The organism is Streptomyces daqingensis, from assembly GCF_014645895.1.
Classification (GTDB): Bacteria; Actinomycetota; Actinomycetes; order Streptomycetales; family Streptomycetaceae; genus Streptomyces; species Streptomyces daqingensis.
Genome location: NZ_BMMP01000017.1, coordinates 14553 through 37880 on the forward strand (window position 1 = coordinate 14553; position 23328 = coordinate 37880).

General features: G+C 67.3%; 27 protein-coding genes and 3 tRNA genes. 18 read left to right on the forward strand and 12 right to left on the reverse strand.

Annotated features, from left to right (window positions below):
• Window positions 1-55: 55 nt before the first annotated feature.
• The 5 genes from IEY56_RS22860 to IEY56_RS22880 form a co-directional block, all read right to left on the reverse strand.
• On the reverse strand, window positions 56-439 hold the full coding sequence (locus tag IEY56_RS22860) for an RRQRL motif-containing zinc-binding protein (RefSeq protein WP_189039181.1): 384 nt from the start codon (window positions 437-439) through the stop codon (window positions 56-58).
• The gene (locus IEY56_RS22865) at window positions 439-2142 is read right to left on the reverse strand and encodes a DUF2637 domain-containing protein (protein ID WP_229712139.1); all 1704 of its coding nucleotides are present in this window, start codon (window positions 2140-2142) and stop codon (window positions 439-441) included. Before IEY56_RS22865 ends, IEY56_RS22860 begins: the two co-directional genes overlap by 1 nt.
• Complete coding sequence (locus IEY56_RS22870) at window positions 2142-2600, reverse strand: hypothetical protein (protein WP_189039183.1); 459 nt, start codon at window positions 2598-2600, stop codon at window positions 2142-2144. The genes IEY56_RS22865 and IEY56_RS22870 overlap by 1 nt, the downstream gene beginning before the upstream one ends.
• Window positions 2601-2608: 8 nt before the next feature.
• On the reverse strand, window positions 2609-2875 hold the full coding sequence (locus IEY56_RS22875) for a DUF6284 family protein (protein WP_189039184.1): 267 nt from the start codon (window positions 2873-2875) through the stop codon (window positions 2609-2611).
• A gap of 117 nt (window positions 2876-2992) precedes the next feature.
• On the reverse strand, window positions 2993-3247 hold the full coding sequence (locus IEY56_RS22880) for a hypothetical protein (RefSeq protein ID WP_189039185.1): 255 nt from the start codon (window positions 3245-3247) through the stop codon (window positions 2993-2995).
• Window positions 3248-3776: 529 nt separating this feature from the next.
• On the opposite strand from IEY56_RS22880, the gene IEY56_RS22885 reads away from it, so the two are divergent.
• The 5 genes from IEY56_RS22885 to IEY56_RS22900 all read left to right on the forward strand — a co-directional run bounded on the left by IEY56_RS22885 (window position 3777) and on the right by IEY56_RS22900 (window position 8376).
• Window positions 3777-4547: a GntR family transcriptional regulator gene (locus IEY56_RS22885; protein ID WP_189039186.1), complete on the forward strand. Its 771-nt coding sequence runs from the start codon at window positions 3777-3779 to the stop codon at window positions 4545-4547.
• A complete protein-coding gene (locus tag IEY56_RS22890) occupies window positions 4544-5101 on the forward strand; it encodes a GNAT family N-acetyltransferase (protein ID WP_189039187.1) in 558 nt (185 codons plus the stop codon). The genes IEY56_RS22885 and IEY56_RS22890 overlap by 4 nt, the downstream gene beginning before the upstream one ends.
• 353 nt (window positions 5102-5454) lie before the next feature.
• The gene (locus IEY56_RS22895; RefSeq protein ID WP_189039188.1) at window positions 5455-6393 is read left to right on the forward strand and encodes an ABC-three component system protein; all 939 of its coding nucleotides are present in this window, start codon (window positions 5455-5457) and stop codon (window positions 6391-6393) included.
• Window positions 6390-6656 (forward strand): ABC-three component system middle component 6, encoded by a 267-nt coding sequence (locus tag IEY56_RS29115; RefSeq protein ID WP_373292164.1) that lies wholly within the window; start codon window positions 6390-6392, stop codon window positions 6654-6656. The genes IEY56_RS22895 and IEY56_RS29115 overlap by 4 nt, the downstream gene beginning before the upstream one ends.
• Entirely contained in the window at window positions 6634-8376 is a 1743-nt protein-coding gene (locus tag IEY56_RS22900) for an ABC-three component system protein (RefSeq protein ID WP_189039189.1), read from the forward strand. Before IEY56_RS29115 ends, IEY56_RS22900 begins: the two co-directional genes overlap by 23 nt.
• 316 nt (window positions 8377-8692) lie before the next feature.
• Here IEY56_RS22900 and IEY56_RS29120 read toward each other — a convergent pair whose 3' ends face one another.
• Entirely contained in the window at window positions 8693-9439 is a 747-nt protein-coding gene (locus IEY56_RS29120; RefSeq protein WP_373292165.1) for an HNH endonuclease signature motif containing protein, read from the reverse strand.
• A 934-nt stretch (window positions 9440-10373) separates the two neighbouring features.
• Between IEY56_RS29120 and IEY56_RS22910 the strand changes: the two genes are divergently transcribed.
• Both IEY56_RS22910 and IEY56_RS22915 read left to right on the forward strand, forming a co-directional pair.
• Window positions 10374-10787, forward strand: a complete 414-nt coding sequence (locus tag IEY56_RS22910; protein WP_189039191.1) for a GFA family protein — start codon at window positions 10374-10376, stop codon at window positions 10785-10787.
• Window positions 10788-10926: 139 nt separating this feature from the next.
• Complete coding sequence (locus tag IEY56_RS22915; protein WP_189039192.1) at window positions 10927-11217, forward strand: hypothetical protein; 291 nt, start codon at window positions 10927-10929, stop codon at window positions 11215-11217.
• Here the strand turns inward: IEY56_RS22915 and IEY56_RS22920 are convergent.
• Window positions 11196-11636: a hypothetical protein gene (locus IEY56_RS22920; RefSeq protein ID WP_189039193.1), complete on the reverse strand. Its 441-nt coding sequence runs from the start codon at window positions 11634-11636 to the stop codon at window positions 11196-11198. The two genes, IEY56_RS22915 and IEY56_RS22920, sit on opposite strands and share 22 nt — an antisense overlap.
• Before the next feature lie 273 nt (window positions 11637-11909).
• On the opposite strand from IEY56_RS22920, the gene IEY56_RS22925 reads away from it, so the two are divergent.
• The gene (locus tag IEY56_RS22925) at window positions 11910-12140 is read left to right on the forward strand and encodes a DUF8825 domain-containing protein (RefSeq protein ID WP_189039194.1); all 231 of its coding nucleotides are present in this window, start codon (window positions 11910-11912) and stop codon (window positions 12138-12140) included.
• 132 nt (window positions 12141-12272) lie between these two features.
• On the opposite strand, the gene IEY56_RS22930 is transcribed toward IEY56_RS22925, so the two are convergent.
• Window positions 12273-12728, reverse strand: coding sequence for a DUF7144 family membrane protein (locus IEY56_RS22930; protein WP_229712135.1), 456 nt, complete (start codon window positions 12726-12728; stop codon window positions 12273-12275).
• Window positions 12729-13137: 409 nt separating this feature from the next.
• Between IEY56_RS22930 and IEY56_RS22935 the strand changes: the two genes are divergently transcribed.
• Entirely contained in the window at window positions 13138-14046 is a 909-nt protein-coding gene (locus tag IEY56_RS22935; RefSeq protein WP_308424174.1) for a YihY/virulence factor BrkB family protein, read from the forward strand.
• Window positions 14047-14087: 41 nt separating this feature from the next.
• On the opposite strand, the gene IEY56_RS22940 is transcribed toward IEY56_RS22935, so the two are convergent.
• Both IEY56_RS22940 and IEY56_RS22945 read right to left on the reverse strand, forming a co-directional pair.
• Complete coding sequence (locus IEY56_RS22940) at window positions 14088-14759, reverse strand: SDR family oxidoreductase (RefSeq protein WP_189039196.1); 672 nt, start codon at window positions 14757-14759, stop codon at window positions 14088-14090.
• A gap of 96 nt (window positions 14760-14855) precedes the next feature.
• The gene (locus IEY56_RS22945; protein ID WP_229712136.1) at window positions 14856-16334 is read right to left on the reverse strand and encodes an amidohydrolase family protein; all 1479 of its coding nucleotides are present in this window, start codon (window positions 16332-16334) and stop codon (window positions 14856-14858) included.
• Window positions 16335-16575: 241 nt separating this feature from the next.
• Between IEY56_RS22945 and IEY56_RS22950 the strand changes: the two genes are divergently transcribed.
• From IEY56_RS22950 to IEY56_RS22975, 6 genes are all read left to right on the forward strand, one after another.
• Window positions 16576-16648, forward strand: a tRNA-Thr gene (locus tag IEY56_RS22950).
• A gap of 47 nt (window positions 16649-16695) precedes the next feature.
• Window positions 16696-16768: transfer RNA gene (locus IEY56_RS22955), tRNA-Met, on the forward strand.
• A gap of 90 nt (window positions 16769-16858) precedes the next feature.
• Window positions 16859-17023 carry a 50S ribosomal protein L33 gene (gene rpmG, locus IEY56_RS22960; protein WP_003948671.1) on the forward strand — a complete coding sequence of 55 codons (165 nt, stop codon included), beginning with the start codon at window positions 16859-16861 and terminating at the stop codon, window positions 17021-17023.
• Window positions 17024-17142: 119 nt separating this feature from the next.
• The gene (locus tag IEY56_RS22965; protein WP_189039197.1) at window positions 17143-17622 is read left to right on the forward strand and encodes a MaoC family dehydratase N-terminal domain-containing protein; all 480 of its coding nucleotides are present in this window, start codon (window positions 17143-17145) and stop codon (window positions 17620-17622) included.
• A 4-nt stretch (window positions 17623-17626) separates the two neighbouring features.
• Window positions 17627-18061, forward strand: a complete 435-nt coding sequence (locus IEY56_RS22970; protein WP_189039198.1) for a MaoC family dehydratase — start codon at window positions 17627-17629, stop codon at window positions 18059-18061.
• Between the two features lie 61 nt (window positions 18062-18122).
• Window positions 18123-19178, forward strand: a complete 1056-nt coding sequence (locus IEY56_RS22975; protein ID WP_189039199.1) for a UDP-N-acetylmuramate dehydrogenase — start codon at window positions 18123-18125, stop codon at window positions 19176-19178.
• 153 nt (window positions 19179-19331) lie between these two features.
• Here the strand turns inward: IEY56_RS22975 and IEY56_RS22980 are convergent, their stop codons facing one another.
• Both IEY56_RS22980 and IEY56_RS22985 read right to left on the reverse strand, forming a co-directional pair.
• Entirely contained in the window at window positions 19332-20351 is a 1020-nt protein-coding gene (locus IEY56_RS22980) for an adenosine deaminase (protein WP_189039200.1), read from the reverse strand.
• Window positions 20352-20482: 131 nt separating this feature from the next.
• A complete protein-coding gene (locus tag IEY56_RS22985; protein ID WP_189039201.1) occupies window positions 20483-21721 on the reverse strand; it encodes a pyridoxal phosphate-dependent aminotransferase in 1239 nt (412 codons plus the stop codon).
• A gap of 178 nt (window positions 21722-21899) precedes the next feature.
• Between IEY56_RS22985 and IEY56_RS22990 the strand changes: the two genes are divergently transcribed.
• The 3 genes from IEY56_RS22990 (at window position 21900) to nusG (ending at window position 23299) form a co-directional block, all read left to right on the forward strand.
• Window positions 21900-21972 (forward strand) — tRNA-Trp (locus IEY56_RS22990).
• 115 nt (window positions 21973-22087) lie between these two features.
• Window positions 22088-22360, forward strand: coding sequence for a preprotein translocase subunit SecE (secE, locus tag IEY56_RS22995; protein ID WP_368073305.1), 273 nt, complete (start codon window positions 22088-22090; stop codon window positions 22358-22360).
• 69 nt (window positions 22361-22429) lie between these two features.
• On the forward strand, window positions 22430-23299 hold the full coding sequence (gene nusG, locus IEY56_RS23000) for a transcription termination/antitermination protein NusG (protein ID WP_189039202.1): 870 nt from the start codon (window positions 22430-22432) through the stop codon (window positions 23297-23299).
• The last annotated feature ends 29 nt before the right edge of the window (window positions 23300-23328 follow it).

Sequence of the window (23328 nt, forward strand, 5' to 3'; positions counted from 1 at the left end):
GTTCCTCCCAGTTGAGTGGTGCACTCGGTGTCGGTTCCTGGTGCGTTGGTGCAGCTCAGGCGGCGGCTTCGTAGCCGCCCGAGTGGGCGCAGTGCGGGCACATCCCGAGCGAGGTCGGGATGCAGTAGCCCCGATCGATCCCGCACTCGGGGCAGGTGCGGCGGGCGGCCAGCGCCTTCTCCAGCGCGCGAGCACGGCCCGGCGTCATCGGCCGTACGGGCTTTGCCTCATCGAGGCGGTAGAGGTAGGCCACCCGGGCGCCGGACGGGCAGTGGCGCGAGCGCCACATGACCTGCCCGGCCACCGGTTGACCGCCAGGGCGCAGACCGCGCGCCCGCAGTTGGCGACGCGTGGCAAGACCCTGCGGGGCGAGCCGCCAGGGGTAAGTGGGCATCCCGTACCGCGCGCCTTCCGGGTCGTAGAACCGCGCGACGGCCATCACGAGACACCCATCAGGGCGCCGTCAGCCGCGGGGTGCGCGGCAGCGCGCGGCGGGCGCTCGGCAAGCTGCGCGGCGCGCGCGGCACGGAAGTCCCGCAGCCAGTTCCGCGCGTTTCCACCGTCGACACCGAACCGGTCGGCGAGGTCGCCGGCAGTCGGCTCGACGCTCCCGTGGGAGTGCTGTAGGACGGTCTGGTAATGCTCCCATCCGGCCTGCTTGGCCTCCGACCGGAACAGCGGCCCCTCGCCGTCCTTGGCCCCCTCGGGGGCGCCGGCGGCGTAGGGGGCGAGGTCCCCAGCCAGCCGCTCGCGCAACAGTTCAGCTTCCCGAACCTGGGTGCTGAGCTGCACCAACGCCGCCTCCCGCTGCCGTGCGGTCTGCTCGGCGGTGTCGGCGCGGGCGGTCAGGTCATCCAGCCTCCGCTGAGCGGTCTCGGCCTCCTGGCGGAGGTCGGTCAGCTCCTTTCGTGCTTCGTTGTGGGCGTCTTCCAGTTCCTGCCGCGCGCTGCCGGTGGCGGCTTCCGCGCGCTGCCGCGCGGTCTCCTCCAGGCTCCGCGCGTCTGCCGCGCGCTGCCGCGCAGCCTCGGTTTCGCCCGCGGCCTTCTCGATCTCCCCCTGAAGGGATTCGAGGTGTTCCTGCGCGGCTTCGGTGGCCTCTTCCGCGCGCTGCCGCGCGGCCTCAGCTTCCTGCCGCGCGCTTTCCGCGCGCTCCCGCGCAGCCTCTGCCTCCTGCCGCGCGGTCTCGGCTTCTGCCGCGCGGGAGGCGGCAGCAGCGTGCTCAACCGCCTCCGTAACCGCGAGCCCTTCAAGGAGTTCCAGGACCACCGACGGGTTGGTGTAGTCGAGCTGGGCGACCTCATCCGCGCGGGTGAGCGCCGCCAGGCGCCGGACCATCGCCAGCGCCTGCCCCCGGTCGGTCGCCACATCAGCCTTATCGAGGGCCTTCTGCGACTTCCGCCGACGACGGGACACCTTCCGCTGCCCCCGCCCATGAGCGGCGCCCGGAGCCTTGAGGGCCAGGCGCAGGCGGTAGACGCGGCGTGCGGCCTTCTGCGCCCGCGCAGCACGAGCAATCCCGCTCGCGGACTGCCCGGGATCCAGGCCCAGGGAGGCGAAGAGGCCGGCCCATGCGTGCTGCCAGACAAGCAGCAGCAGCCGCATCGGGCCCGGTCGGCCACCCTCCTCCACCTCCTGGCCCTTGTCGGTGCGGTGGAGCTTGGCCCGGAGCTGAAGCTCGATCAGCCACGTCGCCAGCGGCGGGATTGCCGCCATGACCGGCCGTGCCCACCAGTTCGGGGCGTGGACGGCGTTCATCAGCGACGAGAACGCCACGAGGGTCCAGGCGGTGCGGTGCATCAGCCGCAGCTCATCCGTCCATCCGACCTTGGGGTCGGCGGCGCGGTAGAGCATGACCAGCAGCGTCATCTCCGCCGCGTCGAACACGGCAATGAACGCCACCGCCAGCCACGGCGAAAGCTCCGCGGTGTCGCGGGCGAAGCCCCACAGGCCATGGACGGAGACCGCGACACCGCCTAGGGCGACGACGGCCTGCGGGCCGATGCCGGCCAGCCACGGTGTCTTGCCGCGCCGCCGTGCGATGAGCGCGATCCCGACTGCGAGCATGAGGAAGGTGACGGCGGTGGCAACGAGAAGGGGCAGCCACCCGGGCTGCCCCTGCACAAGACTCCTCAGCAGATCCATCACGGTGTACCTCCCGCCTGCTCAGGCCACACGTAGGCGCCTGTGACGCGCCAGGACGACTCCGGCAGCGGCTTGCCGTCAGGGGTGTCATGCCACTCCCCGCCCGCGCCTTCGCGGGCGGCTGCGGCCTTAGCCCCCTCGTGGCTGGTGTGGACGCTGTGGATCTCACCGAAGCGCGTCAGGACGTACACGCACTTCGGCCGGGCTTCGGCCTGACGGACTTCCTCCACCAGCTCCTCAACCTCCGCACGGAGCTTGGTGTTGGCGCTCTCGGCCACCTCGCGGGCGAAGTCAGCGCCAGAGAGCTGCTTCTCCAGCTCCGCACGCTCACCGGCCAGCCGCACCTGGGTGGCGATCTCGCGGTCCAGAGCCTGCTGAGCCCGGCCCTCGGCCGCCTCAGCCTGCTCGCGCAGCCGGTTGCGTGCGGACTCCATCTCCACCAGACGGCGAGAGGTCACGATGCGGATCACGCAGACACCCCCGGCAGCTCGAGGACGGACTGGTTGGCCAGCTCACGCCGGGCGGCCAGCACCCGGCGGCGGGCACGGCGGATACGGCGCCGGTCCAGCTCGTTCGGCAGCCGGTCCAGGACCGTGATCCTCACCTCCAACAGCTCACGCTCCGCAGTGATGAGCGGCATCTCCCGCTCGATCCCCTCCAGCTCCGCGGCCGTGGGCTCGCGGTCGTAGTCATCAGCGGTAACAACCGCCTGAACAGTGCCGATGTGCTTCATGGGGTCGGACTCCTCCGGTGATGTGGAACGGCCCAGCAAGGCGCCCCCGGAGCTGCAACTCCGGGGGCGCGTGCCGTTCGCGGACTCCCGCTCACCGCGGGAAAGTGGTTGGGCTGGTCAGACGCCGCACCGCTTGCAGGCACAGCCGTCTTCGTTGGACTCTCCGCAGGTGCCGCAGTTGCCCATCAGCGGCGTCAGATCGAGTCGCCGAACATGAACGAGTTTGCGGTCCAGCGCCGGGCCGTCGGTGAACTTGCGTTGCGGCAACGGCGGCATCGAATCCGGATTGCTTGTGTCCCGCTCGTGCTGCGGCTCCGGCTCTTCGCCGTCACTGCTGACGACCCGTAAGGGGCGTGCCATCATCGTGACCACAGGTGACTCCTACCTGTATCAGCGCCGCTCGGAGTTGCCCCTCCGGGCGGCGCGCTTCGTGTTGTGGGTCGCTTCCTGCGTCCCCCACCGCCCCCGTCGGCCGTGGCCGTCAGGGGCGCCTGGGCAGCGCAGGGCTGCGGATCGATCTCGTTGACGCGGGCTGCTCTGACTCGGGGAGACCTTCATCCCGGATCGTTGTCGCAGCGTGGAAGGTGTGCCGCGCCGTTCTTTGAGTCGGTGGCGTGTCCCCCTGCACGGGGTGTAGGGCCGGGTTGTGACACCGGGCCCCTTCTCGGCCGACTGGTCTCCACTCACCTCGGCTGATGCGGTCACGGCCGTACTGCGGTGGTGGATCACGCTCTTGAGTTGGGAATTCGGCACAGGTGAGCAGTCTTATAGGTGCTGCACCACCTGCTCAACTTGTAGGGACAAGTTGATGAAGTTGACTCTGCACCCCCTGAGGGGGCGTCGTCAAGAGATTGGGACCCGCATGTACCAACAAGTTGAGCGAGTGAGCCATGATGGGGGCATGAGCAAGCAGCCCAAGTACCGGCAAGTCGCGGACGCGCTACGCCGCGAGATCGACAACGGCACCTACCCGCCGGGGGCGCGCCTGCCTTCCGAGAGTGAGCTGTCCGCGCGCTTCGACGCTTCCCGGAACACGGTGCGCTCGGGCCTCGGGCTGCTGGTGACGCAGGGGCTCGTGACCTCAAGCCAAGGTCTTGGCTACGAGGTCGCCAAGCACGAAGTCTTCGAGCTGAACGCCTCCCGCTTCGAGGACCTGAGCTTCCCGCAGAACGGCGACGCGTACAGCACGGACGTGACCAATGCCGGGCGCCGCCCGCACCAGACGTTCCGAGTCGAGATCCACCCGGCGCCGGATGACGTGGCGGAGCGCTTGAAGGTCGAGCCGGGTTCTCGTACGGTCCTGCGCTTCTGCCACCGCTTCGTGGACGACGTGCCCTGGTCGACGCAGGCGACGTACTACCCCTCATGGCTCGTCGAAGAGGCTCCGCGCCTGGCGGAACCGGGCGACATCGAGCAGGGGACGACGCGGTACCTCGCAGAGCACGGCACTGAACAGGTCGGCTACTTCGATGAGATCTCCACCAGGATGCCGACGCCCGACGAGGCGCGAAGGTTGGAGATCGGGGCGGGTGTCCCTGTGCTCCTGTGGATGCGTACGGGCTACTCCGACCAGCGGCCGATCCGGTGCACGGTCACCACCTTCCGTGGAGATCTGAACCGGATGAACTACGAGATCGGCGACCAGGCCGGCCGGGAGAACGAACCGCAGTGAAGATCAGGTCAGCTCAACCCGAGGACGTAGCCCAGCTGCTGGCTTTCCGCGAGGAAGCCGCAGCTTGGCTGCTCCAGCTCGGCAGCGACCAATGGCAGCGCCCCTATCCGGCGGACCGCCTCCTGGCCACGATCGAAGCCGGATCGGTCTTCATGCTGACCGACGGTGCGGAGACCGCGGGCACCATCACGCTTGATCCGGAGGCGGAAGAAGGGCTGTGGACGGACCTAGAACTCAGTGAGCCCTCGATGTTCGTCACCAAGCTCACGATCGCTCGCAGTCACGCCGGCCGGGGCCTCGGTGGGCAACTACTCGACTGGGCGGGCGATCGGGCGTACCGAGCGGGCGCCAAGTGGCTTCGTCTCGACGCGTGGACGACGAACGACGGTCTCCAGCGGTACTACCTGAGGCAGGGGTTCGAGTACATCCGAACGGTAAGTGAAGGCGTGGCTGTTAACGGTGGGCCACGAGTCTCAGGATGGCTTGCCCAGCGAAGTGCAGAACCAGCAGCGCATGGCTTTGAGGACGTTACGCCGAGGCCGACTTTGCGCTGAGGAGGAGCGGCCCTGGCGTTCTGTAAGGCTGTGGCTGGCTCGCGCTACGTCATCAACCTCGGTTGCCCCGTTCATGCCTGCCCCGATCATCATCCATACACGATGACGTGATGAGACCGTGACGGTTGAATCAGCAACCAAGGCCAGTCTGCACAGGTCTCTTACATATCGGGTTTGAGTGAGCCGTGACATGCAGTCGATCCCATAGGTTGCCACGCCATCCACCTACGGACGACCGCTCTCGTGGTACTGCTGTGCGCGAGACAGAGGGCGCATGGACCCGGTTGCTGGGTTCCTGCCTGTGACGCAAAGGGCTACCGTGGTGCTCAGGGTAGCGAGGGGGCTATATGAGGATGAGTTACGAGCAGCGACTGTTCGCGCGAGTTCGGTTTCTTGAACGAATGAGCGACTTAACAGACACCGCCTTTGAAGACTTCTTCCACAATCTGATGTGTGCGCGGTATCCAGGTTTTCTCGACGTGCGAACGCACGGGAATCTGGGTGACCAGGGAGCTGATGGCTTAACACTCCACGACCGGAAGCTCTTTGCCAGTTACGCACCGCAGACTGTTAAGTCAGCTGACATTAAAGCCAAATTCTATTCCGATCTGGAGAAGGCGAAGGAAAAGCGATCGGGAGAATTCGGCACCTTCGTCTTCGTCCACAATGATCGCAGAGGTATGCACCCGGAGATCGCGACTCATTTAGTTGAGGCGCAAAGCGCTAACCCTGCTCTCACGTTTGAGCAGATGGGGGCTCGTCGTCTGTGGCACGAGTGTATGCGCCTTGATCTGGATTCTGCCCAAGATGTCCTAGACTTTGAGATTCCCGCGCGCCCAGTTGTGTACGGGATTGGCATGGATGACCTCGCTCCGTTATTGAAGCATTTGCGGGAACTGAGAACCAGTTCGGATCCACTTATGCCACTGGATAACGTGCCAATCACAAAGATGGATTTCAATTGCCTTGACGAGGAAGCGCGTGAAGTTTTACAGAAGGGTAGGCGACAGGCACACTTAGTCGACGCCTTCTATTCTGGAGCACGCCGCGAGGTAGAACATGACGAGGTCGCCGAGGGATTCCGGAGTTACTACCAAGAACTCAAGACTGACTGGGAAGAGCCTGAAGAGGTTCTCTGGCAATTAGAAATGTACGTCCTCGGAAATGAGCGACAGCACCCCAAGTTGCACCGTGCCGCCTGGGTAGTGCTAGCCCACTTTTTCGATAGGTGCGATATCTTTGAGGTTCCGCCGCCGGGGTGGACTTCTCCTGCCGTGGGAGCGACGGCATGATCACACCAACCAAGGGGATCCCTGCGGATCGCTGCCTTTTGGCAGTAGGGGCACAGATCCTTATGCAACTTGGAGAGCCTCGCAGCGTGAGTCAGGCTTGGGCGAGACTGAGGGCATGGCGTCTGGAGAATGGACACTATTCTCCAGTGTCGTTTGAATGGTTCGTTCTCGCATTGGACATGCTTTACAGTTTGGGTGCAGTGGATCTACGCCGGGATCTGTTGGTGGCAAGGAGGAGTTATGCTGCATCAGGTCAGCGCTAATTACCCGGAGTTCAAGACCGCATCATTCACGAGCGGCATGAACTTGATAGTGGCGGATAGACGCGCCTCCTCCACAGAGACCGACAGCCGCAACAGCGCAGGAAAGTCGAGCCTAATTGAGCTCATTCATTTCCTTCTGGGAGCCCGGGTAGACAAGCGCTCAGCAGTAAGCCTTGCGGAGCTACGAAAGAGAAAATTCCGCCTGGATATGGATTGGCCAGGCAATGGAGTGTTGTCTGTGAAGCGGAGTGCGAACCGGCCAACCTCAGTTCAAATTAACCCTGACATCCGCCCTCAGCAGGAAGATGACCTGTTCGGAATTCACGGAGAAGTCGAGATCTCACTCGATGAATGGAATAGGCAAATCGAGAGAGATCTGTTTGGGGTTCGCACAGATTGCCCCGGCGTGAGCGGTCGCACGATGCTTTCGTTCTTAGTTAGACGCGTGTCTTCGCATGGATTCAATGTAGCCACTGAGAGCTTCTCTAAGCAACGGAAAGCAGACGCTGCAACTAACCTGGCTTATCTCCTAGGTCTGGACTACGAACTTGCTGATGGATATCGAAAACTGACCGCGCAGAAGGCTACCCGCACTCAACTGCGGAAGGCGGTAAACGATCCAGTTTGGGGTCAAATTGTTGGTTCCACTGCCGACCTGCGAGGCCAGATCGCTCTTGCTGAAGCAAAACTGCGGCGCCTGGAAGACCAAATCTCTGACTTTCAGGTAGTGCCTGAGTATGAGCGGGTTAAGCAGGAGGCAGACGCACTGGATCGAGATATTAAGCAACTCGCCCAGGACGATGTGGTCGATCAAAGCAACCTCGAGGAGCTACGGCAAGCTGTGGCCGAGGCCCGTGACGTTGCAGTGGATTATTTGGAGCCAGCGTACCGAGAACTCGGTATTGTGCTTGGCGAACAAGTTAATCGACGCTTTGCGGACGTTCAAACATTTCACCAATCCGTGGTGCGCAACCGAAGGGCCTTCCTGGAGGAAGAAATTGAATCTCTGACGAATCGATTGGCTGCCCGAAGAGAGGAGCGTGCCAGGCTCGGGGAGCGCCAATCGCAATTGCTTCGAATGTTGAGCGAGGGCGGTGCTCTTGAAGCTCTCACAGCTCTCCAGCAGGCGTTGGCCCGCGAACAGGCAAATGTTGAGGCGCTCCGTCACAGGTATGCGGCAGCTCAGGCGCTTGAAGCCAGCTCGCGACAGATTAAGGCTCAACGTTTGCAGCAACAGCAAGCAGTGGAGACCGACCTTAATGAACGCCGTGAGCAGCAGGCAGAGGCCACGCTTCTATTCTCCCGGTTTGCGAGAGAACTCTATGGTGAACGTGACGCATACCTGCGGATCGAGGCGGGCCGGGAAAACCTTCAAATTACGCCATACATTCGCAGTGACAATAGCCGCGGTATTGGAAACATGGTGATCTTTTGCTTTGACCTCGCCCTCTCCGTCCTTGCTCATCGTCATGGGCGAGGGCCAGACTTTCTTGTGCACGACAGCCACCTCTTTGATGGTGTCGATGAACGTCAGTTGGCCAAGGCTTTCGCTCTGGCCGCGCAAGTGAGTGTGGAGGAGCGAATGCAATACATTGCAACAATCAACTCCGACGATTTGGGCAAGGCTGAGCGTCTCGGTTTCGAGTCGAATCCTTTTGTTCGCGAACCTCGTCTAAACGACAATATGGAAGACGGGGGGCTTTTCGGGTTCCGCTTCTGAGTGGGTTCAGCGTCACGACGCACCGATTGAGAGCGGAAGGGCCCGCCCCGGGTCTTGGCCTGCCCCGCCTAGAGTTGAGCATGAGTAGGAGGCGCCGGACGCGGGTTGTGGCTTCCTTGTGCGCATGGACTTGCCGAACAGGCACACGCACATGACCACCCTCTGCTAGAGCAGCCAGACATGCTCCGTGGGGCTCCCGTGGGGTCGACCTGGGCTCTCACTAGGAATATCCAGGTCACGGCTGCTGCCGGTGGAGAGTGTAAATCTTCCGGTGCAGTGCGGCCTGCTGTGCGTTCGTTGCCAGGCCGCCCGCCAACTACTTCCGCTCGTCGCTGCAGCCCTTCGTTGCCCACTCGGCATCCAGACGAACTGCCTCAGCTCGAAATAGTTCCGTCCACTCTTCCCGGTCAATGCCGTGGGTCTTATTGGCATGGCAGTTCGGGCAGAGGGCAATCATGACGCTCGGGTGATCGCGCCCTCCCGATGCGTGCTCGTCGACGTGATCGACCTGCAGAAGGGCTTGACCCGCTGCAGTCCTGTAGGGCAGATCGGGGTTCAGGCACTCCGGGTTCTCGCACCGCCCGCGGCTCCGTATCTGAACTGCTTTGCGAGATCCAGAGTCTCGCCTCCTTCGATCTTCGGAGACAACGCGACGCTCCAGGTGCTTGCCAGCTTGCTCTCGCGCGAGGGCGCGGCGCGACAGAGCGCGGTATCTCTCACGATCGGACGTGACGACCCGCATGCGACGTGGAGCGTAAGGCTCCGCCCTTAGCTTCAAGCCCTGGGCCTGGAGCGCCGAAGCACTGGTGCGATCGATCAGTGACTTCTCCCACAGCGAGAGCCGTGACGATGAACGATGCTGGCCATTGATCATCAGAAGACTCAATGCTGCACGAGTCTTGCCCGCTCCTGGCAAGGCGATGGTCGTGGTCGCTTGTCGAGGTGCTGCAAAGTCAATGCCGCTGGCCCATGTCTCATGCCGCCTCTGAGCGGTGAGCGCTTCACGTAACTCCCTCTGCATAGCCAACCCTTCAGTCCGTGACGGGGCTAGGTACCCTCCCATCTGGCACTGACAGCGGTGACGTGCCGCCTCTCCGGCTCCAGTTCTGCTGCCACAGTCACGTGGAGGTGCACGGAATAACCGCTACAAGGCAAGAAGGGATCCTGACAGCCTCGAGCACTCTGCGTTTCCGGAGGCGTACTCCACTGCCTCTCGCCATGGCTGCGGAGGATGATGACTTGCAGGTGATCTCGTACGCCTACCGAACACTGCTGGCCCGATGAGGCCCCCACAGTGCAGACGGCCGATTCCCCCCAATGTCCCCCGGCAGCGTTCCCTTCGGGAAGAACCGCAGCTCGGGGGAGGGGGAGGGAGCCCGCTGTAAATCTGCCGGCTCAGCCTTCCCAGGTTCGAATCCTGGCGCCGCCACACGGATGTAGAACGGCCCCTGACCAGCAAGATCGGTCGGGGGTCGATTCATGTTCTGATTCCCTCTCGCGCCCGCGGTTCTCCGCGCTTCCCCCCCCCTCTGGCACGTAGCGAGCACGCCTCACGGCGGTCCGGGCCACCGAAGGACGCGCTCTACCGCAACTGTCCCTGATGTTCTGCTGTCAGTGCACCTGGATGACTTGCTGAGCTTTCAGAGAAGCGTTGGGGTGTGGTGATCCCTACCTTCAGGGATCTTGGAGTGGGATGCGGACGTGGTAGATCCGGGGCGTTGAGCGGGTCGACCGCGTGCAAGAGGCAGCGCGGTGATCATGCAGATCGACAGCAGATGAGCGAGTCCTCGGTGTCGCAGGAGGAGTGATCTCAGCCATCGTCGCGTGAGCGGATCTCCTCCTGGAATGATCTCCAGCTCAGGGGGCTCATCCGTATCAGGTGTTCACGCCTGTCGGGCTCGGCGGAAGGTGATTACGAGTTGTCGTTGGAATCTGTAGATCCGGCGTCGCTGACACACTGTGGATCCAACTGACCCATCACGCACGAGAGATGAGTTATGGATTCTACTCACGAAAGCGTCACCGCAGCTCGCACTGGTGGCTGCCTGTGTGGTCTTATCCGGTTCATCGCGAAGGGCGAAGCGGATTACCCCCACACGTGCAGCTGCCAGCACTGCAAGAAGCGCGGAGGCTGCCCGATGATGTCGTGGGTAGCCTTTTCTCTCGACAGTTTTGAATGGACAGGCGAGGGCGGCGAGCCGACCTGGTACGAGACGTTCCCGGGGGAGACCAAGCGCGGGTTCTGTCCTACCTGCGGCAGTCACGTGGCAGCCATCGACTCTGGCGACACGTGGATGGGAGTCAACATCCCCGCGCTGGACGAGCCTGACGGTGACGAATTCGTCCCGGTCAACCAGTCTTTTCGAGGCGATGCGGTGTCCTGGCTGCCCCAGGTGCCAGACAGGTCATAGATCAAGGGCAGATGTGGTTCTGGTCGTGAAGCGGCTGCGGGGGTGGAGCTGGCCGTATGACCTCGTCACGCGTACTCGTCAGCACGTAGCGCCGGAAGCCAGGCGCATGGCTCCTTGGCCGGCGACTCACGCAGGCCGCATGGACTACGCCGGCCAGAAGAGCCTGCGGCCCGTGTTCGACGTGATGGCGAAGGGCGCCGCGGCCATGCGCGTCCACGAAGCCCTTGGATGGCAGCGAATCGGGGTCGGCAAGCACATCTACGGGGACGCACAGCAGAGGACGCCGCGTGAGCCGGGAGGCGGACCTCCTCGGCGCGTCCGGCAACTCATCGCCGAGCGCCTCCTGCTGTATGCGCAGGCGTACGGCGCCCACGTCGGAGCATCTTGGACCGCTGAAAAACAGCGCGCTCAGACCAGCACGCGGCAGTAGAGCCTGTGGCCGAGAGGCCGCGCCCGAACGGCCACCGCTGCAAGCTCGTTGAGGAAGCCTGTCAGCCAGTCGGGATCGGCGGGACCGTAGAACTCCTCCGCCTGCGACCACGGTATGCAGATCTCGGCCAACCGCTCGCGGGTCGCATCCGCCAAGGCGTCGCGCACCTCGTCGGGAACGGTGAGGACGAACGTGTTCTCTTCCTCCGGGGGCGTCACCGGATCGCAGAACCGGGGATATTCGTCAATCCGCGAGAAGGGTTCACGAAGCAGCAGGGCCACCGCCTGACCGAGCAGGACAGCGGGGTCGATCGACTTGACGTAAACCGTGTCGAAGCCGGCGTCCTCAGGTCCCTCCGCCAAGGCTGACGCCGCGGCCCGGTCATCGGGCGCGCTGAAGTAGTCGAAGAAGACGGCCATGCGGAGGAGTCTGGCAGCGCCGTCTGACAGCCGGCGGGCTGCGTCGAGGCCGCAATCCCTCGCTCCGGAGCGTGTAAGCGCCTCGGGCCGGACGCGAGCAACTCCGCACGCGGCACGGCGATCAGGCAGGGCAGGGGACGTCGGTCCTGTCGCCCTGCCGCGAACTGGACGTCCGCGCACCCCCGCTGCCGAGTCGCAGCTCATGCTGGTGCGGCGGTGAATCCCCGCGCGCCCCGTTGCCTAGAAAATCGAACATACGATCTACTCGTTGGCATGGATGCCAACGCCTTCCCTCACGATCTCCTCGAGGCCCAGACGGCCTGGTACGCCACGTACTGGCGGCTCGCGAACGCCGCGTCCGACCAGGGCACGACCGGGCACCGACGGCGACTGCAGCAACTCTCCCGCCTCATCGCCGACCACCCCTACTGGCAGACCCCCGCCGGTACCCCGGCGGCCCGTATGGCGCTCAAGGAACTCGCCCGCACCCACGTGCGCCCATGAGAATGACCACTTCGGCCACCCCGCCCGGACGTGCCCCTCAACGGCCCGCAGCCGCCCGCGGGTTACCGCGAGCGGCTCCGGAGCAGAACGGTCCCGGGCCGGCACGTCCGGCCCGGGACCGCTGCCCGGTTGCTAGGTGGAAGCCTGGGATCGTGTGTTCATCCCCGCGCACAGAGCCCAGATGATGAACACGTCTATCGCCAGCGTGATCACTGCCCAGAGCGGGAAGTAGGGCAGCCACATGAAGCTCGCGATCATGCCCAGACCGGCGAGTGTGATGCCGATCCACCGTGCCCACGTGGCCCCCGTCATCATCACGGCGAGGCCCGCCACCGCTATGGCGGCGCCGAGGAAGAGATGGACCCATCCCCAGCCCGTGAGGCTGTAGTCGAATGCGTAGTTGCTCGTCGAGGCGAATACGGCGTCCTCGCGCAGGGCTGCGACACCGGAGGAAACGGCGAGCAATCCGCCGAAGAACATCAGAGCACCGGCCAGCCTGGTCCAGCCGCTGAACATCGTCGTCGGTTTGCCGGTATGGCGCACCGCGGTGCCCGAATGCGCTCCACCACTGGCGGCATGAGTTGCCATGTCGAGACCCTCCTCCTGCAAGGTCTGCCTTCACCTGTTCAGGTGCTTATGTCCTAGTCTGACATAGTGTGGGCAGCCTGCTACCCGAGACGTTTCCGCAGGTCAGAACGGCATTCTGAGGCTCAGCGCAGCGAACCGTCCGCCGCCACCGAAGACCGTTGCCGCCGCGTGCGAACGCAGCCTCCCGCCCGCGCAGCGACGCCGCCCTCGCCGCCGGTACGTGGCGCCCTACCGGACATCCGGGTGCGGTGATGCGGCACGCCGCCGGCCGTCGGATGTTTCCCGCCCGTCGCGGGCGGCCAGACGCGTACCAGCCGTAACCCGCACCAGCGCGGACGCGAGTCCGCGAGTCGAGCCGTCCGCGGCGCCTTCCGTCAGGTGCACAGCAGGCCGGGCGAGGAGGAGCAGAGTGACCACAGAGGCGCCCGATGGAGCGTCCGGCGGAGAGGTGCGGAACGCCGCGCGTGCGTTCCTGCCGGGAGCCGCCGACTGCCGTCGTGCGCTGCGCCGCACGCCCGTGTCCATCTGGAACGACGACGTCACCGACTGGGCCGCGGCGCTCACCTACTACGCCGTCCTCGCGATCTTCCCGGCGCTGCTCGTCACCGTCTCGGCGACGGGCCTCGCCGGAGCGGACGCGACGCAGCAGCTCATCACCCGCGTGACCACCGTCCTGCCCGCCGAGTCCGGCGAGCTCATGGCCGGCGCGCTGAAGGACATGGCGGGACGCCGCGGCGCCGCCTGGCTGCTGGCCGTCTTCGGGACGGCCGCGTCGCTGTGGTCCGCCTCCAGCTATCTCAGCGTCTTCCGCCGCGCGTTGCACGCCATGCACGGCGTGCAGGACCACAGGCCGGTGTGGCGGACGGTGCCGCGGATCGTCCTCACGGCGTTCGCGCTCCTGGCGCTGCTCGTCTCCAGCGTCTTCGTGCTGGTCCTCAGCGGCGAGCTCGCCCGTACGGCGGGCGGCCTGCTCGGCATGGACGAGGTGGCCGCGGACGCTTGGAACACCGCGAAGTGGCCCTTGCTGCTGTGCCTCGCGGCGGTGCTCGTGCTGGTCCTCTTCCGCACCGGCCCGCCCGGCACCCGCGGCGTGCGGAACAGGGTGCCGGGCGGCGCTCTCGCCGTGGTCCTATGGCTGGTCGCCTCGCTCGGGTTCGCTCTGTACGCGACGCGCGTGGGCACCTACCACCGGATGTACGGGTCCCTGGCGGGGATCGTCGTCTTCCTCATCTGGCTGTGGATGTCGAACCTCGCGCTGCTGACCGGCGCCCAGTTCAACGCGGAGCTGCTCAAACTGCGTGCAGGACGGCGGAATTGAACCTCCACGCCGTGCACGCGCCCGCCCCGGGTACCTCGCGCTCAGCCGCCCGCGACGGACGCGACGGCCTCCTCGACCGGGGTGTCACCGCTGACCATCTCCAGCGTGAGCCCCGCCGTTCCCGGCGCGTGCAGCAGTGCGCCCAGGACCGCGGCGACGTCGTCGCGCGGCACCTCGTCCCGTCCGGTCCGCTCCGCCAGCCGGACGCGGCCCGTGCCGGGGCCGTCGGTCAGACGCCCCGGGCGCAGCACCGTCCAGTCGAGCCCGCTCCTGGCCCGTACGGCGTCGTCCGCGGCGCCCTTGGCGCGCAGATACACGGCGAAGACGGGGTCCATCTCCGCAGGCGGATCGGTGAGTCCGGCGTCGGCGCCCATGGCCGAGACCATCAAGTACCGCCGTACGCCCGCGCGTTCGGCGGCGTCGGCGAGCAGCACCGCCGCCGCGCGGTCCACGGTCTCCTTCCGCTCGGCGCCGCTCCCGGGGCCCGCACCGGCGGCGAAGACGACGGCGTCGGCGCCCTCCAGGTGCGAGGCGACCTCGTCCGCCGAGGCCGATTCCAGGTCGCACACGACGGGTTCGGCGCCCGCCGCGCGCAGATCCTCAGCGTGATCAGGGTTGCGGATCAGCCCCGCGACCTCTTCTCCCCGCCCGGCGAGCAACCGCTCCAGCCGCAGCGCGATCTGACCGTGTCCTCCAGCGATGACTGTGCGCATGCCCCGACCGTACGCCTCTGAGCACCGGCGGCATCGCACGACGTGACGGCGTCCCGCGAGCGGCGCCGAGAGCCGCCACCGCCGTACGCCCGCGCGTCAGCCCTGCGACTGGCGAGGCAGATCGAACTCGGACGTCCCGGTGAAGTCGCAGAACTCCCGCACCGCGCTCGTCCGCGACACCACACGCCCCCGGTGCACCACGATCCGGCTGTACGCGAGGGACAGCGCGCCGGAGAGCTCCGTCCCGCGTACGGCCAGCAGTTCCGCGGGAAAACCCGCCTCCACCCGCACCTCCGGCAGCCCCATCGCGGCACGCGCCTGCCCGCAGACCATGTCGTAGGCGGCTTCCGGGCGTGCCTCGCCGTGCGACGCGAGCAGGTACGCCGCCTCCAGCGGGTCGCCCCTGCCCACGGGGTTCGCGGCGTCCCGAAGGGCTCCGCTCCCCGCCGCCACCGGGACGCCCGCCGAGGTGAGCAGCCGTACGGGCGCCGTACGGGACGGGAGCGCGGGCGAGGGGCGCTCCATCACACCGCAGCCGCCCTGCGGCAGGCAGACGACGGTGACGCCCGCGGCTGCCAGCCGCTCCGCGATCCGGGCGGCCTGCTTGTGCGGAAGCCTGGCCAGCCCCGCGCACGGCCCGACCGCCACCCCCGGGCGCAGCCCGCCGGCAGCGGCGGCCAGCCTCGACAGCCGGGCCGGGTCGTCGCCGTCCGTGTGCAGGTCGACGCCGCAGCCGTGCTCGGCGGCGACCTCGAGGACGACGTCCACGTAGCCGGCCGGGTCGGGGTCCAGGTCGGGGCAGCCGCCGATGACGGTCGCACCCATCTTCACGGCGTCCCGCAGCATCGACAGGTTGTCGGCCCCGGCCACGCCCGTCAGCAGCCGCGGCACCGCCACCGTGCTCAGCTCCACGAGTCCGCGGAGCGCCCGCCGTGCCTGCAGTACCGCCTCCAGCGAGCGCAGCCCGGCGACGTCCCCGATGTGCACGTGCGTCCGGGTGGCGGTCGCACCCTGGCCGAGCTGGAGCAGCGCGGCTTCGGTCGTACGGCGCTGCACGTCCTCGGGGGCGCTGCGCGGCGGCCCGTCGGAGTGCGGCGGGACGGCGGTGAGTGCCGTGTCGTAGTGCGCGTGGGGGTCTGCGGGCGCGGGCAGGAGCAGGTACCCGGACAGGTCGACGCGCGTGCCGCCGGGCGGCTGCGGCCCGGCAGCGAGGCTGCCCGCCGTACCGACCGCTTCGATGCGGCCGTCGCCGAGGCGGACGTCGACGGTGCGGCCGTCGGCGAGCCGGGCGCTGCAGAGCATCACCGTCCGCGAGCCGGTTCCGCTCTCGGTGCCGCCTTCGCGCTGGCCGCCCGCCCCGGAACCGGTGCCGGGCGCGGCCTTCCGGCGGGGTGCCTTGCCCGCGCCGTTCCGGCCGCCGGTCCTGCCGCCCGCGCCTTTCCCCGCGCCGCCGGTACGGCCGTCTCCGGAGGAGGCGTTGCGGTCGCCTCGGGAGGAGCCGCTCCCGTCGGTGTCACGAGGTTCCTCGCGGGGGCCGTCGCCGTCCCTCGGCTCCTGTGGCTGGCTGTCGGCCATCGCACTCCCCACGTAGGCGGATGATCATGATCACGCAGCGTGAGTCGAGAGTAGGGCTCGCGTAGTGCACCGGCGAGGAAGAGGGGAATAGTCGTACTGACGTGGTGCGAGGGGGTGTTGGCCCCTCGCACGGCCTCCGGGCACGTTCCGCCGGTGGCGCGCGGAGGGCTCCGGACGGGCCTGGGCGGGTCCTATACGGATTTCACCTTTGGCTGTCAGGCGTGTAATGTCTTCACCGCTCGCCCCAATAGCTCAGTCGGCAGAGCGTCTCCATGGTAAGGAGAAGGTCAACGGTTCGATTCCGTTTTGGGGCTCTGATGTGTGGGATCTCCCGTCGGAAAGATGGGGGTTCGCACATCTTGGCGGTGTAGCTCAGTCGGTAGAGCAAGCGGCTCATAATCGCTGTGTCACCGGTTCAAGTCCGGTCACCGCTACTTCACCGAATGTAGCCGATTGTGGGTTCGGTCCTTCGATCGGCTACTCTTCCTGCGTTCTAGCCCATCTGTCCGTCAAGGAGCACTCACGTGGCTGCCACAGACGTCCGCCCGAAGATCACGCTGGCCTGCGTGGAGTGCAAGGAGCGGAACTACATCACCAAGAAGAACCGGCGCAACAACCCGGACCGTCTTGAGATGAAGAAGCACTGCCCGCGCTGCAACGCCCACACGGCGCACCGCGAGACGCGCTGAACCAGGCCCTTCGACGAGGCCGTCCCCGGCACAGGGGGCGGCCTCGCGTCGTTCCCCGTGCCCGCCCCGTCCGGCCCCGGCACACGGTTCACCCATCGCCTTCAGGAGGTGCCGCGCCCATGGCGCTCGACCAGTCCTTCGTCGGACGGACCTATCCGCCCACCCCTCCTTACGAGGTGGGCCGCGAGAAGATCCGCGAGTTCGCCGAGGCCGTCGGCGACACCAACCCGGCCTACACGGACCCGGAGGCCGCGGCGGCGCTGGGCCACCCCGATGTGATCGCCCCGCCCACCTTCGTCTTCGCGATCACCTTCAACGCCGCCCGGCAGGTGACCGAGGACCCCCAACTGGGCCTCGACTACGACCGGGTCGTGCACGGCGACCAGAAGTTCGTCCACGTGCGCCCCGTACGCCCGGGGGACCGGCTCACGGTCTCGACCACCATCGAGGCGATCAAGTCGATGGCGGGCAACGACATCCTCGACGTCCGGGGGGACGTGCACGACGAGGCGGGCGAACTCGTCGTCACCGCGTACACGAAACTGGTGGCGCGCGGCCCCGAGGCCGATGCGCCCGCGGCGGAGACAAAGGGAGCGTGACCTGATGTCAGCGAAGATCGCGTACGCCGACGTCGAGGTCGGCACCGAACTGCCCGCGCGTACCTTCCCCGTCGACCGGGAGCGCCTCGTCCGCTATGCGGGAGCGTCGGGAGACTTCAACCCCATTCACTGGAACGAGCGGTTCGCCAAAGAGGTCGGCCTGCCGGACGTCATCGCGCACGGCATGTTCACGATGGCGGAGGCGATCCGCGTCGTGACGGACTGGACGGGCGATCCGGCCGCGGTGGTGGAGTACGGCGTGCGCTTCACCCGGCCCGTGGTGGTGCCGGACGACGAGAAGGGCGCCGAGATCGAGGTCCACGGCAAGGTCGCGGCCAAGATCGACGACGAGCAGCGCACCGTGCGGGTGGATCTGACGGTGAGCAGCGCCGGGCAGAAGGTCCTGGGCATGTCCCGCGCGGTGCTGCGGCTCGCGTGACGGGACGCGCGCCGTCCGGCCGGGACGGCGCCCCCGCACGGGCTCTCGTACGCTTGAGCGCGTGCAGGAACTCCATGACGCCCCCCTGGCCCCGCTGACCACCTTCCGCCTGGGCGGTCCCGCTGCCCGCCTCCGTACGGCTGCCACCGACGAGCAGGTGATCGCGGCCGTGCGGGAGGCGGACGCCGAAGGCACCCCGCTGCTGATCGTGGGAGGCGGGAGCAACCTCGTCATCGCCGACGAAGGCTTCCCGGGCACCGCCCTGCGCATCGCGACCACCGGCTTCTCGCTCTCCGGCACGGACCTGGAGATCGCCGCGGGGGAGAACTGGTCGGACGCCGTCGCCCGCACCGTCGAAGCCGGCCTCGCCGGTGTCGAATGCCTGGCGGGCATCCCGGGATCGGCGGGCGCGACGCCCATCCAGAACGTGGGGGCGTACGGGCAGGAGGTGTCCTCCACCATCACCGAGGTCGTCGCCTACGACCGCCGCGCCGACGAGACCGTCACCCTCTCCAACGAGGAGTGCGGCTTCTCCTACCGTCACAGCCGCTTCAAGGCGGACCCGTCCCGCTATGTGGTGCTCCGCGTCCGCTTCGCGCTGGAGGACGCGGACGGGCTCTCGGCGCCGCTGAAGTACGCCGAGACCGCCCGCGTGCTCGGAGTCGAGCCCGGCGACCGGGTCTCCGCGCAGACGGCCCGTGAGACGGTGCTCAAGCTCCGGGCCGGAAAGGGCATGGTGCTCGACCCCGAGGACCACGACACCTGGTCCGCCGGGTCCTTCTTCACCAACCCGGTGCTGGACGAAGCCGAGTTCACCGCTTTCAAGGCCCGAGTCGCGGAACGCCTGGGCGGCGATGTCGCCGCTCCCGCCTTCCCGGCGGACGACGGGCGCACGAAGACCTCCGCGGCCTGGCTCATCGACCGTGCCGGGTTCGAGAAGGGCTACGGCAAGGGCCGCGCCCGCATCTCCACCAAGCACACCCTGGCCCTCACCAACAGGGGAGACGCCACCACGGCCGATCTGCTGGCACTGGCCCGTGAGGTACGCGACGGCGTCCGTGAGGCCTTCGGCGTCACGCTGGTCAACGAACCGGTCACGGTCGGCTGCGAGTTGTGAACGGACGGCCGCGCGGCACGCGGCCCCTCAGGCCGGTGCACTGGCGTCCTCTCCGAGTGCGCTGGGGGCGCCGGGCGATGCCCCAATCCGCCCCCTGACTTTCGCCGACGCCCGGCCCGCACATGGCTCACCCCGCCTCCGCACGCCCGCGGATCAGCCCGCTGCCAGCCACTTGTCGATGTCGCTGAGCACGTCCTCGCGGACCTGGGCCGGCATCGCCGCCGCCCGGACCGACTGCCGTGCCAGCTCCGCCAGTTCGCTGTCCGTGAAGCCGTGCGTCTCCCGTGCGATGGCGTACTGCGCCGCGAGGCGCGACCCGAACAGCAGCGGGTCGTCGGCGCCCAGCGCCATCGGCACCCCCGCGTCCCAGAGCTTGCGCAGCGGTACGTCCTGGAGCTTGTCGTAGACCCCGAGCGCGACGTTCGACGCGGGACAGACCTCGCACGTCACGTTCCGTTCGGCCAGCTGCGCCAGCAGCCGCGGGTCCTCCGCCGCCCGCACGCCGTGTCCGAGGCGCGCGGCGTGCAGGTCGTCGAGGCAGTCGCGGACGCTGCTCGGGCCGGACAGCTCGCCGCCGTGCGGTGCGGCGAGCAGTCCGCCGTCCCGCGCGATGGCGAAGGCGCGGTCGAAGTCCCGGGCGAAGCCGCGCCGTTCGTCGTTGGAGAGCCCGAAACCGACGATGCCGCGGTCCCGGTAGCGCACGGCGAGCCGGGCGAGCGTACGGGCGTCCAGCGGGTGCTTCATGCGGTTCGCGGCGAGCACGATCCGCATGCCCAGCCCTGTCTCGCGGACAGCGGCGTCGACCGCGTCGATGATCGTCTCCAGGGCGGGGATCAGGCCGCCCAGCCTGGGCGCGTACGACGTCGGGTCCACCTGGATCTCCAGCCACCGCGACCCGTCCCGCACGTCCTCCTCGGCGGCCTCGCGCACGAGCCGGTGGATGTCCTCCGGCGAGCGCAGGCAGGAGCGTGCGATGTCGTAGAGGCGCTGGAACCGGAACCAGCCGCGTTCGTCGGTGGCCCGCAGTTTCGGGGGCTCACCGCCGCTGAGCGCAGCCGGAAGGTGGACGCCGTACTTGTCGGCGAGCTCCAGCAGCGTCGAGGAACGCATCGAACCGGTGAAGTGCAGGTGCAGGTGAGCCTTGGGAAGGGCGTGCAGATCTCGGACAGCCATCCACAGATTTTGCCGTACGCGCACTCCACCTGGAAGCCGCGCATCCCTGAACGGGCGCTTGCCCGAACATGAGGACGGTCCCCCGGCGACGCCGGAGGACCGTCCTCAGAATGTGCCTGCCGGCAGCCGCGTCAGTCGCGGGCCTCGCCGAGCAGCTTCTGCATGCGGGAGACGCCCTCGGCCAGGTCCTCGTCGCCGAGCGCGTACGACAGCCGCAGGTAGCCCGGGGTGCCGAAGGCCTCACCGGGAACCACCGCGACCTCCGCCTCCTCCAGGATGACCTCCGCGAGCTCGACGCTGGTGGCGGGCCGCTTGCCGCGGATCTCCTTGCCCAGCAGGCCCTTCACGGACGGGTACACGTAGAAGGCGCCCTCCGGCTCGGGGCAGACGAGACCGTCGATCTCGTTCAGCATGCGCACGATGGTGCGGCGCCTGCGGTCGAAGGCCGTGCGCATCGCGGACACTGCCTCCAGATCGCCGGAGACGGCCGCGAGCGCGGCGACCTGCGCGACATTGCTCACGTTCGAGGTGGCGTGGGACTGCAGGTTCGCCGCCGCCTTGATCACGTCCTTGGGCCCGACGATCCAGCCCACGCGCCAGCCGGTCATGGCGTAGGTCTTGGCCACGCCGTTGACGACGACGCACTTGTCGCGCACGGCGGGGACGACGGCGGGAAGCGAGGTGAACTCCGCGTCGCCGTAGACGAGATGCTCGTAGATCTCGTCTGTCATCACCCACAGTCCGTGCTCGACGGCCCACTGCCCCACGGCCTCCACCTCGGCCCGCGGGTACACCGCGCCGGTCGGGTTGGAGGGCGAGACGAAGACCACCATCTTCGTGCGTTCCGTGCGGGCGGCCTCCAACTGCTCGACGGTGACCTGGTAGTTGGAGGTCTCATCGGTCACGACGGGCACCGGGACGCCGCCGGCCAGCCGGATGGACTCGGGGTAGGTCGTCCAGTACGGCGCCGGCACGATCACCTCGTCGCCCGGGTCGAGGAGGGCCGCGAAGGACTCGTAGATGGCCTGCTTGCCGCCGTTGGTGACCAGCACCTGGGCCGGGTCGATCTCGTAGCCGGAGTCGCGCAGCGTCTTCTCGGCGATCGCGGCCTTCAGCTCGGGCAGGCCCCCGGCGGGCGTGTAACGGTGGTTCCTGGTGTCACGGCAGGCCTCGGCCGCGGCGTCCACGATGTATCCGGGCGTCGGGAAGTCCGGCTCGCCCGCGCCGAAGCCGATCACCGGCCGTCCGGAGGCCTTCAGGGCCTTCGCCTTCGCGTCGACGGCGAGCGTCGCGGATTCGGAGATCGACCCGATGCGGGCCGAGACGCGTCGTTCGGTAGGGGACTGTGCAGGTGGCGTTGCAGCGCTCATAGGGGCATGTTCCCAGACGTCCCCGGCCCCCGGCACCGGGGACGGTGCTGTGTGTGCAGCATTACGTGTTCGACGCCCGGCCGTGGAGGACGTACACTCCTACGTCGTTGGCCCCGACCGCCTCTCGGCTCGCGAACTCCGAGCAGTCGTTCCGATGCGGTAAGTTGGGGAATCGCAAAGGGTCGTAGCTCAATTGGAAGAGCACTGGTCTCCAAAACCAGCGGTTGGGGGTTCGAGTCCCTCCGGCCCTGCTCCACACACCGTCAAAAGGGCGTGTGTGCGCGTACGTACTGAATTGCACCGCCGTGTGGCCAGGCCGGACGCCGCATGGCAACGACCCGGATCAGGTGAGGACGAGTGACGGAGATCACGGACACCACCGAGGTCCCCGAGCCCGGCGGGTCGTCGGAGGGCGACAGGCCCCGTCGCGGGGGCAAGCGTGGGAAGAAGGGCCCCTTGGGCCGCCTCGCTCTGTTCTACCGGCAGATCGTCGCCGAACTCCGCAAGGTCGTCTGGCCCACCAGGCAGCAGCTGACGACGTACACCTCCGTGGTGATCGTCTTCGTGGTCATCATCATCGGTTTCGTGAGCGTGATTGACTACGGGTTCACCGAGGCCATCAAGTACGTTTTCGGCTGAGCCCGCCAGGCCCCGCTGCGCGGCGCTTTCCGTACGTTGGAATCCACGAAGCCAGGAAGAAGCAGCCACGTGTCTGATCCGAACCTGAACGATGCCGTCGAGCCTGCAGAGGGCGACGACACCGCGCGCGACATCGTCGAGGCGGCGGACGACAGCGCGGACCAGGCGGACGCCGGCGTAGCCGGAGCAGGCGTGGAAGAGGCCGCAGCCGATTCCGAGAAGGACGAGGCCGACGAGGCCGACGAGGCCGCGTCCGCCGAGGAGGGCGCGGCGGCCGAGGGCGAGGCCGAAGAGGCCGGAGAAGCCGAGATCGCCGACCCCGTCGCGGAACTCCGCGACGAACTGCGCCACCTTCCCGGCGAGTGGTACGTGATCCACACCTACGCGGGTTACGAGAACCGCGTGAAGACGAACCTCGAGCAGCGCGCCGTCTCCCTGAACGTCGAGGACTACATCTTCCAGGCCGAGGTGCCGCAGGAAGAGGTCGTCCAGATCAAGAACGGCGACCGCCGCACCGTCCGGCAGAACAAGCTTCCGGGCTACGTCCTCGTTCGGATGGACCTCACGAACGAGTCCTGGGGCGTCGTACGCAACACCCCCGGTGTCACCGGCTTCGTCGGCAACGCCTACGACCCGTACCCGCTGACCCTCGACGAGATCGTCAAGATGCTCGCCCCCGAAGCCGAGGAGAAGGCCGCCAAGGCCGCCGCGGCCGACGAGGAGGGCAAGCCGGCGGGCGGACCGGGCCGGAAGGTCGAGGTCCAGGTGCTGGACTTCGAGGTGGGCGACTCCGTCACGGTCACGGACGGCCCGTTCGCGACGCTGCAGGCGACGATCAACGAGATCAACGCGGACTCGAAGAAGGTCAAGGGCCTCGTCGAGATCTTCGGCCGCGAGACCCCGGTCGAGCTCAGCTTCGACCAGATCCAGAAGAACTAGGCGATCAAGCCCACGAAACAGCCCCTGAC

Bases quoted from the DNA above. Each gene is read 5' to 3' on its own strand.
- IEY56_RS22860 (WP_189039181.1), bottom strand. From the start codon at position 439: ATGGCCGTCGCGCGGTTCTACGACCCGGAAGGCGCGCGGTACGGGATG.
- IEY56_RS22865 (WP_229712139.1), bottom strand. From the start codon at position 2,142: ATGGATCTGCTGAGGAGTCTTGTGCAGGGGCAGCCCGGGTGGCTGCCC.
- IEY56_RS22875 (WP_189039184.1), bottom strand. From the start codon at position 2,875: ATGAAGCACATCGGCACTGTTCAGGCGGTTGTTACCGCTGATGACTAC.
- IEY56_RS22885 (WP_189039186.1), top strand. From the start codon at position 3,777: ATGAGCAAGCAGCCCAAGTACCGGCAAGTCGCGGACGCGCTACGCCGC.
- IEY56_RS22895 (WP_189039188.1), top strand. From the start codon at position 5,455: ATGAGTTACGAGCAGCGACTGTTCGCGCGAGTTCGGTTTCTTGAACGA.
- IEY56_RS29115 (WP_373292164.1), top strand. From the start codon at position 6,390: ATGATCACACCAACCAAGGGGATCCCTGCGGATCGCTGCCTTTTGGCA.
- IEY56_RS22900 (WP_189039189.1), top strand. From the start codon at position 6,634: ATGCTGCATCAGGTCAGCGCTAATTACCCGGAGTTCAAGACCGCATCA.
- IEY56_RS29120 (WP_373292165.1), bottom strand. From the start codon at position 9,439: ATGGGAGGGTACCTAGCCCCGTCACGGACTGAAGGGTTGGCTATGCAG.
- IEY56_RS22910 (WP_189039191.1), top strand. From the start codon at position 10,374: ATGGATTCTACTCACGAAAGCGTCACCGCAGCTCGCACTGGTGGCTGC.
- IEY56_RS22915 (WP_189039192.1), top strand. From the start codon at position 10,927: ATGGACTACGCCGGCCAGAAGAGCCTGCGGCCCGTGTTCGACGTGATG.
- IEY56_RS22920 (WP_189039193.1), bottom strand. From the start codon at position 11,636: ATGGCCGTCTTCTTCGACTACTTCAGCGCGCCCGATGACCGGGCCGCG.
- IEY56_RS22925 (WP_189039194.1), top strand. From the start codon at position 11,910: ATGGATGCCAACGCCTTCCCTCACGATCTCCTCGAGGCCCAGACGGCC.
- IEY56_RS22930 (WP_229712135.1), bottom strand. From the start codon at position 12,728: ATGGCAACTCATGCCGCCAGTGGTGGAGCGCATTCGGGCACCGCGGTG.
- IEY56_RS22940 (WP_189039196.1), bottom strand. From the start codon at position 14,759: ATGCGCACAGTCATCGCTGGAGGACACGGTCAGATCGCGCTGCGGCTG.
- IEY56_RS22945 (WP_229712136.1), bottom strand. From the start codon at position 16,334: ATGGCCGACAGCCAGCCACAGGAGCCGAGGGACGGCGACGGCCCCCGC.
- IEY56_RS22965 (WP_189039197.1), top strand. From the start codon at position 17,143: ATGGCGCTCGACCAGTCCTTCGTCGGACGGACCTATCCGCCCACCCCT.
- IEY56_RS22970 (WP_189039198.1), top strand. From the start codon at position 17,627: ATGTCAGCGAAGATCGCGTACGCCGACGTCGAGGTCGGCACCGAACTG.
- IEY56_RS22980 (WP_189039200.1), bottom strand. From the start codon at position 20,351: ATGGCTGTCCGAGATCTGCACGCCCTTCCCAAGGCTCACCTGCACCTG.
- IEY56_RS22985 (WP_189039201.1), bottom strand. From the start codon at position 21,721: ATGAGCGCTGCAACGCCACCTGCACAGTCCCCTACCGAACGACGCGTC.